Source organism: Cryptosporangium sp. NPDC048952 (genome assembly GCF_043197895.1).
Taxonomy (GTDB): Bacteria; Actinomycetota; Actinomycetes; order Mycobacteriales; family Cryptosporangiaceae; genus Cryptosporangium.
Window position 1 is genome coordinate 152,626 of sequence record NZ_JBICTY010000009.1, and the last position, 14,359, is coordinate 166,984.

A 14,359-nucleotide genomic window follows, 5' to 3' on the forward strand; every position below is an offset into this window, starting at 1 on the left:
ACGACGTGATCGTGTAATGCTGTAATCAGTGCAACGCTTATTCAAAGCAGCGCGAGAAGGAGGCGGAGATGCGCGGACAAGGAAGAGGATTCGGGCGATCGGGCGGCTGGCAGCAGGCCGACCTCCCCCCGGCCGAGGACGCGCCCGCCTGGTTCGCGGGACGACTCCCGACGGACTGGTTCACCGGCGCGCCCGAGGTCCAGGTCGACCGCGACGAGATCCTGGTCATCGGCACCCTGCCGACCCAGCACGCGTCCGAAGCGTCGGACGCGGACAAAGCCGGCCACGAAGCCGGCCTGATCGCCCGCTTCCGCGAGGAGACGCGCGACGCGCGCATCCGGGTCGCCCGCGAGGGCGAGCACCGCTACGGCCGCAAGGTCTCCTGGGGTGCGGTCGCAGGCGGAACGCGCGAGCTGTTCACCACCCACTCCGCGCCGGTGATGACGCGGCTGCGGCAGCCCGAGCGGCAGGTGCTCGACACGCTCGTCGACGCCGGGGTGGCGCGCTCGCGGTCGGACGCGCTCTCGTGGTGCGTACGGCTCGTCGGCCGCAACGCCGACAACTGGCTCGACCAGCTCCGCTCAGCGATGAGCGAGGTCGACCGGGTTCGCGCGGCCGGCCCGGACGCCGGCGCCTCGGACGAGGCGGCCAAACCGGCCAGCTCCGACACGGACGATCCCGAAGTCATCCGTTGAGGGATAAGTCACCCCACCCACGGTGTGGCCGCGCTTAGCGTCGATAAAGGTAGTAAACAGAAGGCCGACCCTGCGGAGAGGGTCGGCCTTCTGTTCAATCTAGACAGATTTCAGGCGAACACCGCGAAGTAGATCGCGATGTGGTGGCAAATGGCTGCCACCAGCGTGCAGGCGTGGAAGAACTCGTGGTGGCCGAACGTCCGCGGCCAGGGATTCGGCCAGCTGACCGCGTAGAACACCGCGCCGACCGAATAGATCACGCCGCCTACCGCGAGCAGTACCAATGCGGTGACGCTGGCGTGCCCGATCTCGGGCAGTACCAGCACCGCGATCCAGCCGAGCGCGATGTACAGCGGGGTTCCCAACCACTTCGGCGCCTTCGGCCACACCATTTTCAAAGCGACGCCCGCCCCCGCGCCGATCCAGACGACGGCCAGGAGCCAGTCGGCTTTCGGGGGTTCGAGCAGGAAGAGACAGAAGGGCGTATAGGTGCCCGCGATGAAGACGAAGATCATCGAGTGGTCGAGTCGCTTCATCGTGGTGTAGCCGCGTGGGCCCCAGATACGCCGGTGGTAGAGCGCGCTGGTGCCGAACAAGCCGCACACGGTGAGGCTGTACACCAGGCATCCGTAGAAGTAGGACCAGCCGGGTCGGGCGGCGGCGATGCTGCACAGCACGATTCCGCAGACGGCGGCGACGCCGACGGCGTACACGTGCAGCCAGCCACGCATTCGTGGCCGGCCCAGGGGGTCACGGCTCAGCAGGATCGGCGAGCCGTCGGCGGTCTCGTCCGCGACGTCCGCGATCGTCACGCCGGCGGCCGCGAGATTGTCCGTTTTGAGACTCTCGGTCGTCAGGTCGTCGCTAGGCACGAACCCAAGGTTACGCCACCGTAGGTTTGGTTGGCGTGAGCGCACGCTGTGCATGCGTCAAGACTGATGAAACCTCGGCATCACAGCGGTGAACGGACTGCTCAACGGCTTGCATGACTGAATCGGTCCCTATGCCAGTTCTCACAATGCGGACGCCCGTTACTCCTCTCGGTCGGGTCTAGGGTAGTTGAAAACCCCCGACCGAACCCGCCGCCGAGCGGTCTATTCGCGTTTCCGGGGTCATCGAATAACGCCCACCCGAGGAGTGATCCGATGTCAGCCCCCACCGCGATTCCCGGCCTGGCCGATGCCCCGACCTCTCACGAGGAACTGCTCACCTGGGTACGTGAAACCGCTGAGCTCACCACTCCCGATCGTGTCGTCTGGGTCGACGGGTCCGAGGAAGAATGGGTCCGCCTGACCGATGAGTTGGTCGAAGGCGGCACTCTCGTCCGCCTCGATCCGAAGAAGAAACCGAACTCGTTCTGGGCTCGCACCGACCCTTCGGACGTCGCGCGAGTCGAAGAGCGCACATTCATCTGTTCGGTGGACCCGAACGACGCCGGCCCCACCAACAACTGGATGGACCCGGCCGAGATGAAGACGATCATGACCGGGCTGTACCGCGGGTCCATGCGCGGCCGGACCATGTACGTCATCCCGTTCTGCATGGGCCCGCTCACCGCGGCCGACCCGATGTTCGGCGTCGAGATCACCGACTCCGCGTACGTCGTCGCCAGCATGCGGATCATGACGCGGATGGGCGCCTCGGTCCTGGAGCGGATGGGGAACGACGCGACGTTCGTGCCGGCGCTGCACTCGATCGGCGCGCCGCTCGAGCCCGGCCAGGAGGACGTGGCCTGGCCGTGCAACCCCGAGAAGTACATCGTGCAGTTCCCCGAGGAGCGCAAGATCTGGAGCTACGGCTCCGGGTACGGCGGCAACTCGCTGCTCGGCAAGAAGTGCTTCTCGCTGCGGATCGCCAGCGTCATGGCGCGCGACGAGGGCTGGCTCGCCGAGCACATGCTGATCCTCAAGCTCACCGACCCGCAGGGCGACGTGAAGTACATCGCCGCCGCGTTCCCGTCGGCGTGCGGCAAGACGAACCTCGCGATGCTCGAGCCCACGATCCCGGGCTGGAAGGTCGAAACGCTCGGCGACGACATCGCCTGGATGCGCTTCGGTGAGGACGGCCGTCTCTACGCGCTCAACCCCGAATTCGGCTTCTTCGGCGTCGCGCCGGGTACCGGCTGGCACACCAATGCCAACGCGATGCGGACGATCGACATCGGCAACTCGCTCTTCACCAACGTGGCGCTCACCGACGACGGTGACATCTGGTGGGAGGGCATGACGGAGGAGCCGCCGGCGCACCTGACCGACTGGAAGGGTCGCGACTGGACGCCGGCGTCGGACGAGCCCTCGTCGCACCCGAACTCCCGGTTCTGCACGCCGGCCGGGCAGTGCCCGATCATCGCGCCGGAGTGGGAGGACCCGAACGGCGTGCCGATCTCGGCGATCCTGTTCGGCGGTCGCCGCAAGACGACGATCCCGCTCGTGAGCGAGGCGCGGGACTGGAACCACGGGGTGTACCTCGGCGCGACGCTCTCGTCGGAGACCACGGCAGCGGCGGCCGGCGCGGTCGGCGTCGTGCGTCGCGACCCGATGGCGATGTTGCCGTTCATCGGTTACAACGGCGGCGACTACTTCCGCCACTGGATCGAGATGGGCAAGGGCGGCCCGACCGGCGACGCATCCAAGCTGCCTCGCATCTTCTATGTGAACTGGTTCCGGCGCGACGCCGACGGTGGCTTCCTCTGGCCGGGCTTCGGCGAGAACAGCCGGGTGCTGAAGTGGGTCGTGGAGCGGATCCAGGGCACTGCCGACGCGGTCGACACTCCGATCGGACACGTGCCGGCGCCGGGATCGTTGGACGTCGCGGGCCTTTCGCTGACCGAAGAGCAGGTCGCGGCCGCCCTCGCCGTCGATGCCGAGGAGTGGAAGGCCGAGATCCCGCAGGTCACCGAGTGGTTCGAGAAGTTCGGCGACAAGTTGCCGGGTGTTCTCTGGTCCGAGCTCGACGTGCTGAAGACGAAGCTGGGCGTGCAGTAGTTAAAGGTGTGGCCCGGTCGGTCTCGGCCGACCGGGCCGTTCCACGTGATCAGTTCTGAGGCGTACCCTTCCCGCGTGGCTGTTCGGGATGTCATCTACTCCCTTTACGAGCGGCGGCTGGTCCGCGAGCTGACCGGAAAACCGCGCCCTCGGCACGTCGGGGTGATCCTCGACGGCAATCGGCGCTGGGCACGTGAGGCCGGGTTCGACGATCCGAACGAAGGGCACCACGTCGGTGCCCGGAAGATCGAGAACGTCCTCGGCTGGTGCGCTGATCAGGGCGTCGAAGTCGTGACGCTCTGGCTTCTCTCCACCGACAACCTGACCCGGCCGGAGAGCGAGCTCGCACCGCTGCTCCGCATCATCGAGGGCGTCGCCACCGATCTGGCGTCCGACGACCAGCCCTGGCAGCTGCGGATGGTCGGTGCGTTGGACCTGTTGCCGTCCGACACGGCCCGGGTGCTGAAGGACGCCGCCGAGCGCACCCACGGCAAGACCGGCATGTCGGTGAACATCGCTGTCGGCTACGGCGGGCGGCGCGAGATCGCCGACGCGGTGCGGTCGCTGCTGCACGAGCACGCCGGCCTCGGCACCCGCATCGAGGAACTGGCCGAGGTGATCGACGTCGATCACATCGCCGAGCACCTCTACACCAAGGGGCAGCCGGATCCCGACCTGGTCATTCGCACGTCGGGGGAGCAGCGGCTGTCCGGGTTCCTGCTCTGGCAGAGCGCGCACTCGGAATTCTACTTCTGCGACGCGCACTGGCCCGACTTCCGTCGGACGGACTTCCTGCGGGCGCTGCGGGACTACGCGAGGCGGAATCGTCGCTTCGGGGTGTGACCACTATTGGTCCTGTCCGGTTACGTGATGTTCACACACTGGTACTGCGGATCTGGGCGATACGAACCCGGAATCCGCGGAGACGGCGTAGCTTTGGTGTCGGTGGGGTTCTCGATCCCACCCGGGAGGCCCAGGCGTTGAAACCTCGATCGGTTGTCTTCGTCGCGGGGCCGGCACCCGGCCCCGTGGGGCGGGTACCGGACCCGGCGAGCCAGTGGGCGCATGGGTGCGCGCCCACGGGATCAGGAGCACCTCATGCCCGATCGTCGTACCCCAGAAAACGACTTCGTACCTGACGAGGTCGTCGCGCCCGTGGAGGCACCGTCCGGTTCGGAGACCCAGCGCACCCGGGAGCGGGCGCCGCGTACGGAGGGCCACCCAGCCAAGACGGTCTACGTCCTCGACACCTCCGTTCTCCTCTCCGACCCGGGCGCGCTCGGGCGGTTCGCTGAGCACGAGGTAGTTCTTCCGCTCGTCGTCATCACCGAGCTCGAGGGCAAGCGGCACCACCCGGAGTTGGGCTGGTTCGCCCGGCAGACGCTGCGCATGCTCGACGACCTGCGGGTTCGTCACGGTCGGCTGGACGTGCCGGTGCCGGTGAACGAGGCCGGCGGTTTCCTGCGCATCGAGCTCAACCACGTGTCGACGGAGAACGTGCCGATCGGCTTCCGCACCGAGACCAACGACGCCCGGATCCTCGCGGTCGCGCTGAACCTGGCCGCCGAGGGCGCCGACGTCGTTCTGGTGACCAAGGACGTGCCGCTGCGGGTCAAGGCCGGTGCGGTCGGCCTGAACGCCGACGAGTACCGCGCCGAGATGGTGTCGGTGGCCGAGCGGCCCTGGACCGGCATGGTCGACATCGACATCAGCGACGAGGACATGGCGCGTCTCTACGGTGAGGAGACGATCGACGTCGCCGCTGCGCAGGGCCTGCCGTGCCATACCGGCCTGGTGCTGCACTCCGGCCGCGGGTCGGCGCTGGCTCGCGTCCGCCCGGACAAGACCGTCCGTCTCGTCCGCGGTGACCGGGACGCGTTCGGGCTGCACGGCCGGTCGGCCGAGCAGCGCGTCGCGCTCGACCTGCTGCTCGACGACGAGGTCGGCATCGTCTCGCTCGGTGGCCGGGCCGGTACCGGTAAGTCGGCGCTGGCGCTCTGCGCGGGTCTGGAGCAGGTGATGGAGCGGCGCGCCCACAAGAAGGTCGTGGTGTTCCGTCCGCTCTACGCCGTGGGTGGCCAGGAACTGGGTTACCTGCCGGGTAGCGAGGCCGAGAAGATGAGCCCCTGGGGGCAGGCTGTCTTCGACACGCTCGGCGCGCTGGTGAGCGACGCGGTCGTGGAAGAGGTGCTGGAGCGCGGGCTGCTCGAGGTGCTGCCGCTGACCCACATCCGCGGCCGCTCGCTGCACGACGCGTTCGTGATCGTCGACGAGGCGCAGTCGTTGGAGCGCGGTGTGCTGTTGACCGTGCTCTCCCGGGTGGGTGCGAACTCCCGGGTTGTGTTGACGCACGACGTCGCGCAGCGCGACAACCTGCGGGTGGGACGGCACGACGGGGTCGCGGCTGTCGTCGAGACGTTGAAGGGGCATCCGTTGTTCGCGCACGTGACGCTGACGCGATCGGAGCGGTCGCCGATCGCGGCTCTGGTCACCGAGATGCTCGAGGATCTGCCGCACTGAGTTGGTTTTTTGGGGATCGGGGTTTCGGCTGGTGCCGGGGCCCCGATTTCTTGTTCGTGGCCGTTGTCACGGCGGTAAGTGACCGACGCGTCGGTAGGGTGACGGTCAGACGTGACTGTTATAGGAGGCAGCGTGAGCGCAGAGCAGCGGGTAGCGATCGTGACGGGTGCGGCGCGAGGGATCGGTGCCGCTACCGCGGTCCGACTGGGCCGCGACGGCTTCGCGGTCGGCGTCGTCGACCTCGACGCGGACGCCTGCAAGAACACCGTCGACACGATCACGACCGCCGGCGGCAAGGCCATCGCGGTGGGTGCGGACGTCAGCGATTCCGACGCCGTGGCGGCGGGCATCCAGCAGGTCGTCGACGGCCTGGGCGCGCCCACGGTGCTGGTGAACAACGCGGGCATCCTCCGCGACAACCTGATCTTCAAGATGTCCGACAGCGACTGGGACGCGGTCATGGGCGTGCACCTGCGCGGTGCGTTCCTGATGTCCCGGGCCGTGCAGAAGTTCCAGGTCGAGGCCAAGTGGGGTCGGGTCGTCAACCTGTCCTCGACCTCTGCGCTGGGTAACCGTGGCCAGGCCAACTACTCCACCGCGAAGGCCGGCCTTCAGGGCTTCACGAAGACGCTCGCGATCGAACTCGGTCGCTACGGGGTCACCGCGAATGCGATCGCGCCCGGCTTCATCCAGACCGACATGACCGCGGCCACCGCGGAGCGTGTCGGGGTGCCGTTCGACGACTTCATCAAGGCGGCGGCGTCGCAGATCCCGGTCGGTCGTCCGGGCCAGCCGGAGGACATTGCCGGCGTCGTGTCGTTCCTGGTCAGTGACGATGCTTCGTTCGTCTCGGGTCAGGTCATCTACGTTGCGGGCGGCCCGCGCGCCTGACCTTTTCGTCCCGCTACAGGGGTCCTCCGTTCGGCGGAGGACCCCTGTTTTGCGTGAGCCAGGTCACTGATTGCCGTGCTTCGGTTCCTCAAATAGCTCGTTAGTAGGGTAATTCGGCCGCGTTCAGCCACGGACTGTTAACGCAGCAGTAAGAGACGTATAGCGATGGCTGCAGTGACGGGGAGTGCGCGAATCGGTCAGGTACGTTCGGTCGACGTGTGCAAGGGGCGACGGACGAGTTCTCGGGCAGATGGTGCCCGAGGCGCGACCTGACGCGAGAGGTGCTCATGATTACAGCGCTGCCGGGTTCCACCCTGACGACAGCGCCAGGTTTCTCCCTTCTGGCCGGTGCCGGGAGGGCCGGATCTGACGCCGTCGACTGGGACGGCGCGCGGGAGACGGGTCGGCGCCGATGACTTACGTCGACGACCGAGAGTCTCCCGAGTTACCCAGACGGCGTCGGCATTCCAGCGACACCGCCGACGTCGAGCAGTACGTGTACGAACGCCCCGCTGACTGGCAGCCTCGTCGGCGGCGAGCGGAATCCTTCGAAGACCTCGGCTCGTACGAGGCGCCCACCGACGCGACTCCCGTCGACTGGTGGGGACAGACGCGCGGCGAAGGCAGCGCCTGGGACGCGGACGCGTTACGCGCGGCCGCCGGTGTCCCGATAGACAACGCATATTCGAACGTCACCGCGCCGGTGCCGCCCGCGTACGGGCACTCCGAACCGCGAATTCCGGAACAGCGTCGCCCCGCTGAAGAGAACCCGGACTTCGCGATCGAGGCCCCCGCGACGCACAAGCGGTCGTTACCCCGTAAGCACCTGGTGCTGCGCGTGGCCGCGGTACTGGTACTCGTCTTCTCCGCGGCGATCGGCGTCGCGGTGACGGTGCTGCACGACACCGACCCGGACACCGTCCAGGTCAAGGAAGACCTGCAGGCCGACGCGCCGGTCGCGGACGCTCCGGTGGACGCCTCCGCCGACGCCGCAGCGGCGCAGGCCGCCCAGGACCAGGCGCAGCAGAAGCAGGACGACGCGGTGTCCGCCGCGAAGTCGCGCGCCGCGGACAAGGCGACGGCAGCGCAGAAGACGGCGGCCAAGCAGGCCGAGCACGCCGAGGACCAGCGGTCCTCGCGCAGCGAGGCGCGCAAGGCTGCGGCACCCGCCGCCGACACGTCGTCCTCGTCGTCCTCGTCGTCCTCGACGAAGTCGGGCGGAAACAGCGGCGACCCGGTGCCCGAGGGCCCCGCGGACTGCGGCTCCTACAGCGGCAACAAGAAGACCGGTTGCTCGCTGTTGAGTGAGTTCGGCTTCGCCACCAGCCAGATGAGCTGCCTGGAGAAGCTGTGGGACAAGGAGAGCACGTGGCGGGAGACCGCCAAGAACCCGTCGTCGGGTGCGTACGGCATTCCGCAGGCGCTGCCCGCCAGCAAGATGGCGTCGGTCGCCAGTGACTACCTGACGAACCCGGCGACGCAGATCCGCTGGGGCCTGGGTTACATCAAGGGTCGGTACAGCACGCCGTGCGGTGCGTGGTCGCACTCGCAGGCCAACGGCTGGTACTGAGTCGTTCGGCTTCGGGCCCGCCTCGCACGAACGAGGCGGGCCCGAGTCGTCTCCGGCCGAGGGCAGCCGAGCCGCTCGGACGGGCGGCGCTCAGCTGCCGGTCGGGCGGGTCATCGAGAGGACGTCCAGCGCGGCATCGAGCTGCTGCTCGGTGAGCTTGCCGTTCTCGACGTGACCACGCTCGACCACGACCTCGCGGATCGTCTTGCGCTCCTTGAGCGCCTGCTTCGCGATGGCTGCCGCCTCCTCGTAGCCGATGTACTTGTTGAGCGGCGTCACGATCGACGGTGACGACTCGGCGTACTCACGGCACCGGTCGACGTTCGCCACGATCCCGTCGATGCACCGGTCGGCCAGCAACCGCGAGACGTTCGCGAGCAGACGCATCGACTCGAGCACGTTGCGGGCCAACAGCGGCAGCATGACGTTGAGCTCGAACGACCCCGACGCGCCGGCGAACGTCACTGCGGCGTCGTTGCCGATGACCTGGGCCGCCACCTGCGCGACCGCCTCCGGGATGACCGGGTTCACCTTGCCGGGCATGATCGACGACCCCGGCTGCAGGTCGGGCAGCGCGATCTCGCCGAGGCCCGCGCGGGGGCCCGAGCCCATCCACCGCAGATCGTTGGCGATCTTCACCAGGCCGACCGCGATCGTGCGCAGCTGGCCGGACGCCTCGACCAGGCCGTCGCGGGCGCCCTGCGCCTCGAAGTGGTCGCGGGCTTCGGTGACCGGCAGGCCCGTGCGAGTCGCGAGATCGGCGATCACCTGGGCGGCGAACCCCGGCGGGGTGTTGATGCCGGTACCCACTGCGGTGCCGCCCAGCGGCAGCTCGGCCAGCCGGGGCAGCGCCGCGTGCAACCGCTCGACGCCCAGCTCGATCTGCGTCGCGTAGCCGCCGAACTCCTGCCCGAGCGTGACCGGTGTGGCGTCCATCAGGTGCGTACGGCCGGATTTCACGACGTCTTTGAACTCGTCCTGCTTGCGGCGCAGTGACGCCGCGAGGTGCTCGAGGGCCGGAATCAGGTCGTCGGAGACCGCCCCCGTGGCCGCCAGGTGGATCGACGACGGGAACACGTCGTTCGACGACTGGGACGCGTTGACGTGGTCGTTCGGGTGGACCGGCTTGCCGAGCCGCTCGGTGGCGAGCGTGGCGATGACCTCGTTGGTGTTCATGTTGCTCGACGTGCCGGAGCCGGTCTGGAACACGTCGACCGGGAACTCGGCATCGTGCACGCCGGTGGCCACCTCCTCGGCCGCAGCGGCGATCGCCTCGGCGAGGTCGGTGTCGATCACGCCCAGCTGGGCGTTGACGCGGGCAGCGGACGCTTTGATGCGGCCGAGCGCGGCGATCAGCGCCGGCTCGATCGGGGTTCCCGAGATCGGGAAGTTCTCCACCGCGCGCTGGGTCTGGGCGCGCCACTTCGCCGCGGCGGGCACCTTGACCTCGCCCATCGTGTCGTGCTCGATCCGGTATTCGCTCTCGCTCATACCTCATACCTACGCCGTCTCGTCGTCGTCCGCCGCAGCGGGCCGTTGTGAACTTCGCTTGCGTCCGCAATGGAACAACTGGGAGGCTCGTGCCAATGAGCGTTGCCAACCGTTGCGGAGGTCGTGAATGAGCCCCTTCATGCCGGTGATGCCCGAGGGTGGCTTCACGCTGGACGACTTGGACGCCTTACCGGAAGGGCAGGTACGCGCCGAGCTCACCGACGGAGCGCTGACGATCAGTCCGGCGCCCACCCGTCTGCACCAATACATCGCCGGCTCGCTCTGTCTGCGACTCAGCGAGGCGGCAACCGGAATGATGAGCGCGACATGGGGCACCGAGATTCGGCTGGCCGCCTCGCTGACGCGTATCCCTGACGTGCTCGTGCTGCGGTCGCGGGAGCCGGATCGGCGCTGGTTTTCGCCGAGCAATGTGCTGCTGGCGGTCGAGGTCGAATCGCCGGGCCATCACGTCGAGGAGCGCATCACCCGTCCGGCGCTCTACGCCGAGTTCGGCATCGAGCACTACTGGCGCATCGAAACCGACGACGACCAGTTCGTCGCCGTGGTCCATGCGCTTCGAGACGGCCGGTACGCCGAGGTATCCCGCGGCTGCCGCATCGAAGTCGCGGAGCCGTTCACCTTCCGAGTGGACCTGGAGGAGCTCCGCCCCCAGTGGGCGAGGCGCGAATGGTGACCGCCGGCGACCGAGCATGACCACCCGATCACAGGGAGGACTGACCCGATGAGCATGAACGCGCTGGACCAAGGCACGCGTAAGCAACGCGGACGTCGTCGACCGATTCCGTGGGACGATGCAGCCGTGTGGACGCCCGATGAGCCGCAGGAGAGCGCCCCGTCGCCCTTCCGCGACGACTTCGAGGTGCCCGCTGGCGGCTTCACCGTTGCCGATCTGCTCGCGATGCCGGAAACCCATTACCGCATCGAGCTGACCGACGGAGTCCTGACGGTGTCTCCTGCCCCACAAGACAAGCACCAATTCTTCGCGATGGCGTTCGGGATGCGCCTCTACGGAGCACGTTCGAGCGGATACACGGTCAACCAAGGTATCGATGTTCAGTTGGGCGATCGGACGACCCGCATTCCGGACGTTGCGGTCCTGCGCGCGCGGAGCCTGAAAGGGCGTCGCATCCACACTGCGGACGACATCGTCGTGGCGATCGAAGTCGTCTCGCCGACGAGTGGCAGGATCGACCGGACACTCAAGCCGCTCGTCTACGCCGATGCCAAGGTCCCTTACTACTGGCGCATCGAGCTCGAGCCCGAGCTGATCGCGGTCGTTCACCGATTGGACGACGGGGCTTACGTCGAGGTCTCCCGCGGGCCGCGGATCGACGTGACCGAGCCCTTCCTGTTCGCGGTCGACCTCGCTGAGTTCGTGGATCCTGACGCTTAGATCGTCAGAGTCAGCGGGCTGTCGAGGAAGCGGGAGATGTCGGATACCTCGTGCTCGACAGCGGCGAGGACGGCACCGGGAAGCGGGTGGAACGGCTCGACGGTTAGTGCCGAGCCGGCGCGGCGCCAGGTGGCTGTGGCTCGGCCGTCGACCAGGACGGTGGGGGTGACGAAGCCGCCGCCGGTGCGGACCCGGCTCACGTGCTCCGCCGGCACGCTGGCCGACTTGTCGGCGTAACCCAGGAGGTACGGGTCGAAGTGGCCCACCAGTCGCACCGTTGGTTCCGCCGAGCCGCGCGGCGCGAGGGTCGGCTCGTCGAGCGCGGCGAACGCCGCTCTGGCCTGGCGGAGACCGAGACCCGACCAGGCGGCGAAGTCCGCCCACCCAGCTGGCTGATGGCCTACGAGGTATCGGCGCGCCAGCTCCGTGACGGCATCGGCCGAGGACGGCGTTGCGGGGTCGAGCAGGCGGTAGGTCGCCTGTCCGCGGGCGATCTCGGGGCCCAGCGCCAGAACGCCCAGCGACGCCGCGTAGGCGAGGAGGTGTGGCGCGGCCTGGCCTGGGCCGATCGGCACGCCGAGGGACGCTAGCCGGGTGACCACCTCCGTGCGGTCGAGCGGTCCGTCCGCCAGTACCTCTGGCAGCGCCGCTACCGCGCGGGCGCACAGTGCGTCGTCGAGACCCAGCTGGGCGCGGCGGCGTGCGCCGCGTGCTCGGTTGAGCGGGCCGAGGAGGCTCAGCATCCAGCCGGCGTCTTCCGCTGCCACCAGATGGAGCGTTCCGCGCATCAACCACGTCCGCACGTACGCGGAAGACTCGAGCCCGAGTTCGGACGCGACCAGCCCGGACGACCGCGCCCGCACCGCGAGCGCAGTCGCCGACAGATCCTGCGCCTGCAGCGCCCCCAACCGTTCCACGACCTCGGCCGCGCTCGCAGCCCGCTCCACCGCCAGCAACTGCGACGCCGCCCGCGCGGCCGAAACCTGCGCCGAAATCACCGGTCACCCCGCAGCGCCGCTGCGCCACGGCCGGCCGCCGGAAGCGGTCCCATTCCGACGCGCCCCGGCGCGCCCGAACGGGACCGCTTCGCGGCGGCCCGCGTCCGTGGGTGGAGCACCGTCAAGGGCGGGGGCTGATCGTCAGGACTGGTTTGGTGGTGTCGGCGAAGAAGTCTTCGCCCTTGTCGTCGACCACGATGAACGCGGGAAAATCGCGAACCTCGATCTTCCACACCGCCTCCATCCCCAGCTCCTGGTACTCCAGCACCTCGACGTGCGTGATGCAGTCCTGCGCCAGCCGCGCGGCCGGGCCTCCGATCGAGCCCAGATAGAACCCGCCGTGCGCGTGGCACGCGTCGGTGACCTGCTTCGACCGGTTGCCCTTCGCGAGCATCACCAGCGACCCACCGGCCGCCTGGAACTTCTCCACGTAGGAGTCCATCCGCCCCGCTGTCGTCGGCCCGAACGATCCGGACGCGTACCCGTCGGGCGTCTTCGCCGGACCGGCGTAGTAGACCGCGTGGTCACGCAGGTACTGCGGCATGGGCTCCCCGGCGTCCAACCGCTCGGCGATCTTCGCGTGCGCGATGTCGCGGGCGACGACCAGCGGCCCGGTCAGCGACAGCCGCGTCTTCACCGGATACCGCGACAGCTCTTCCCGAATCGAGGACATCGGCCGGTTGAGGTCGATCTGCACGACGTCGGAGTCGAGGTCCTCGTGCGTCGTCTCCGGCAGGTACTGCGCCGGATCCGTCTCCAACTGCTCCAGGAAGACGCCTTCCGCGGTGATCTTGCCCAGCGCCTGACGGTCGGCCGAACAGGACACCGCGATCGCGACCGGGCACGAAGCGCCGTGGCGGGGGAGCCGCACGACCCGGACGTCGTGGCAGAAGTACTTGCCGCCGAACTGGGCGCCGATCCCGAATCGACGGGTCAGCTCCAGCACCTGCCACTCCAGCTCGATGTCCCGGAAGCCGTGCGCGGCCATGGTTCCGGAGGTCGGCAACGAATCCAGGTACTTGGCACTCGCGTACTTCGCGGTCTTCAGCGCGTACTCCGCGCTCGTGCCGCCCACCACGATGGCCAGGTGGTAGGGCGGGCACGCGGCGGTACCCAGCGACCGGAGCTTCTCCTCCAGGAACTGCATCATCCGCGTGGGGTTCAGTACGGCCTTGGTCTCCTGGTACAGGAAACTCTTGTTCGCCGAGCCGCCGCCCTTGGCCATGAACAGGAACTTGTACTCGTTCGGCTTGCCGTCGGCGTACAGCTCCACCTGCGCCGGGAGGTTCGAGCCGGTGTTCTTCTCGTCCCACATCGTCAAGGGCGCCAACTGCGAATACCGGAGATTGAGCGAAGTGTAGGCGTCGTAGACGCCCCGGCTGATCGCCTCGCCGTCGATCTGGCCACCGCCGGTGAGGACCCGCTCACCTTTCTTGCCCATGACGATCGCGGTACCGGTGTCCTGGCACATCGGCAGGACGCCACCGGCCGAGATGTTGGCGTTCTTCAGCAGGTCGAGCGCCACGAACCGGTCGTTACCCGAGGCCTCCGGGTCGTCCAGGATGTTGCGCAGCTGTTGCAGGTGCGCCGGGCGCAGCAGGTGCGCGATGTCGCGCATCGCGGCCCTGGTCAGCGTGGTGAGCGCGGCTGGCGCCACGTGCAGGAACCCGTCGCGAGCCTCCACCCCCTCGGATGTCAGCAGCCGGTACTGCGTGTCGTCCGGCCCGAGCGGGAGCAGGTCCGAGTAGCGGAAGTCAGGCATCGATGAGACCTCACGGCGTTGGGGAGTTGCCGCC

12 protein-coding genes are annotated in these 14,359 nt (G+C 68.3%); 8 read left to right on the plus strand and 4 right to left on the minus strand.

Going from position 1 to position 14,359, the window contains the following annotated elements; genetic code table 11:
• Positions 1–68: 68 nt before the first annotated feature.
• Positions 69–695 (plus strand): hypothetical protein, encoded by a 627-nt coding sequence (locus ACGFY5_RS40300; RefSeq protein WP_392729405.1) that lies wholly within the window; start codon positions 69–71, stop codon positions 693–695.
• A 110-nt stretch (positions 696–805) separates the two neighbouring features.
• Here the strand turns inward: ACGFY5_RS40300 and ACGFY5_RS40305 are convergent, their stop codons facing one another.
• Positions 806–1,426 (minus strand): hemolysin III family protein, encoded by a 621-nt coding sequence (locus ACGFY5_RS40305; protein ID WP_392730037.1) that lies wholly within the window; start codon positions 1,424–1,426, stop codon positions 806–808.
• Between the two features lie 414 nt (positions 1,427–1,840).
• On the opposite strand from ACGFY5_RS40305, the gene ACGFY5_RS40310 reads away from it, so the two are divergent.
• From ACGFY5_RS40310 to ACGFY5_RS40330, 5 genes are all read left to right on the plus strand, one after another.
• Positions 1,841–3,679, plus strand: a complete 1,839-nt coding sequence (locus tag ACGFY5_RS40310; protein WP_392729407.1) for a phosphoenolpyruvate carboxykinase (GTP) — start codon at positions 1,841–1,843, stop codon at positions 3,677–3,679.
• Positions 3,680–3,754: 75 nt separating this feature from the next.
• Positions 3,755–4,522 carry an isoprenyl transferase gene (locus tag ACGFY5_RS40315; RefSeq protein ID WP_392729408.1) on the plus strand — a complete coding sequence of 256 codons (768 nt, stop codon included), beginning with the start codon at positions 3,755–3,757 and terminating at the stop codon, positions 4,520–4,522.
• 255 nt (positions 4,523–4,777) lie between these two features.
• Positions 4,778–6,199: a PhoH family protein gene (locus ACGFY5_RS40320; protein WP_392729409.1), complete on the plus strand. Its 1,422-nt coding sequence runs from the start codon at positions 4,778–4,780 to the stop codon at positions 6,197–6,199.
• 132 nt (positions 6,200–6,331) lie between these two features.
• The gene (fabG, locus tag ACGFY5_RS40325) at positions 6,332–7,090 is read left to right on the plus strand and encodes a 3-oxoacyl-ACP reductase FabG (protein ID WP_392729410.1); all 759 of its coding nucleotides are present in this window, start codon (positions 6,332–6,334) and stop codon (positions 7,088–7,090) included.
• 412 nt (positions 7,091–7,502) lie between these two features.
• Positions 7,503–8,660, plus strand: a complete 1,158-nt coding sequence (locus tag ACGFY5_RS40330; RefSeq protein WP_392729412.1) for a hypothetical protein — start codon at positions 7,503–7,505, stop codon at positions 8,658–8,660.
• Between the two features lie 90 nt (positions 8,661–8,750).
• Here ACGFY5_RS40330 and ACGFY5_RS40335 read toward each other — a convergent pair whose 3' ends face one another.
• The gene (locus ACGFY5_RS40335; RefSeq protein ID WP_392729415.1) at positions 8,751–10,151 is read right to left on the minus strand and encodes a class II fumarate hydratase; all 1,401 of its coding nucleotides are present in this window, start codon (positions 10,149–10,151) and stop codon (positions 8,751–8,753) included.
• Between the two features lie 127 nt (positions 10,152–10,278).
• Here ACGFY5_RS40335 and ACGFY5_RS40340 point away from each other — a divergent pair, with 127 nt between their 5' ends.
• Both ACGFY5_RS40340 and ACGFY5_RS40345 read left to right on the plus strand, forming a co-directional pair.
• Positions 10,279–10,845 (plus strand): Uma2 family endonuclease, encoded by a 567-nt coding sequence (locus ACGFY5_RS40340; RefSeq protein ID WP_392729417.1) that lies wholly within the window; start codon positions 10,279–10,281, stop codon positions 10,843–10,845.
• A gap of 48 nt (positions 10,846–10,893) precedes the next feature.
• Positions 10,894–11,565: a Uma2 family endonuclease gene (locus ACGFY5_RS40345; RefSeq protein ID WP_392729419.1), complete on the plus strand. Its 672-nt coding sequence runs from the start codon at positions 10,894–10,896 to the stop codon at positions 11,563–11,565.
• Here the strand turns inward: ACGFY5_RS40345 and ACGFY5_RS40350 are convergent.
• Positions 11,562–12,563, minus strand: a complete 1,002-nt coding sequence (locus ACGFY5_RS40350; protein WP_392729421.1) for a winged helix DNA-binding domain-containing protein — start codon at positions 12,561–12,563, stop codon at positions 11,562–11,564. The genes ACGFY5_RS40345 and ACGFY5_RS40350 overlap by 4 nt on opposite strands.
• 121 nt (positions 12,564–12,684) lie before the next feature.
• Positions 12,685–14,325, minus strand: a complete 1,641-nt coding sequence (locus ACGFY5_RS40355; RefSeq protein WP_392729423.1) for a fumarate hydratase — start codon at positions 14,323–14,325, stop codon at positions 12,685–12,687.
• Positions 14,326–14,359: the final 34 nt, after the last annotated feature.

Bases quoted from the DNA above. Each gene is read 5' to 3' on its own strand.
- ACGFY5_RS40340 (WP_392729417.1), top strand. From the start codon at position 10,279: ATGAGCCCCTTCATGCCGGTGATGCCCGAGGGTGGCTTCACGCTGGAC.
- ACGFY5_RS40345 (WP_392729419.1), top strand. From the start codon at position 10,894: ATGAGCATGAACGCGCTGGACCAAGGCACGCGTAAGCAACGCGGACGT.
- ACGFY5_RS40300 (WP_392729405.1), top strand. From the start codon at position 69: ATGCGCGGACAAGGAAGAGGATTCGGGCGATCGGGCGGCTGGCAGCAG.
- ACGFY5_RS40320 (WP_392729409.1), top strand. From the start codon at position 4,778: ATGCCCGATCGTCGTACCCCAGAAAACGACTTCGTACCTGACGAGGTC.
- ACGFY5_RS40330 (WP_392729412.1), top strand. From the start codon at position 7,503: ATGACTTACGTCGACGACCGAGAGTCTCCCGAGTTACCCAGACGGCGT.
- ACGFY5_RS40335 (WP_392729415.1), bottom strand. From the start codon at position 10,151: ATGAGCGAGAGCGAATACCGGATCGAGCACGACACGATGGGCGAGGTC.
- ACGFY5_RS40355 (WP_392729423.1), bottom strand. From the start codon at position 14,325: ATGCCTGACTTCCGCTACTCGGACCTGCTCCCGCTCGGGCCGGACGAC.
- ACGFY5_RS40305 (WP_392730037.1), bottom strand. From the start codon at position 1,426: ATGCGTGGCTGGCTGCACGTGTACGCCGTCGGCGTCGCCGCCGTCTGC.
- ACGFY5_RS40310 (WP_392729407.1), top strand. From the start codon at position 1,841: ATGTCAGCCCCCACCGCGATTCCCGGCCTGGCCGATGCCCCGACCTCT.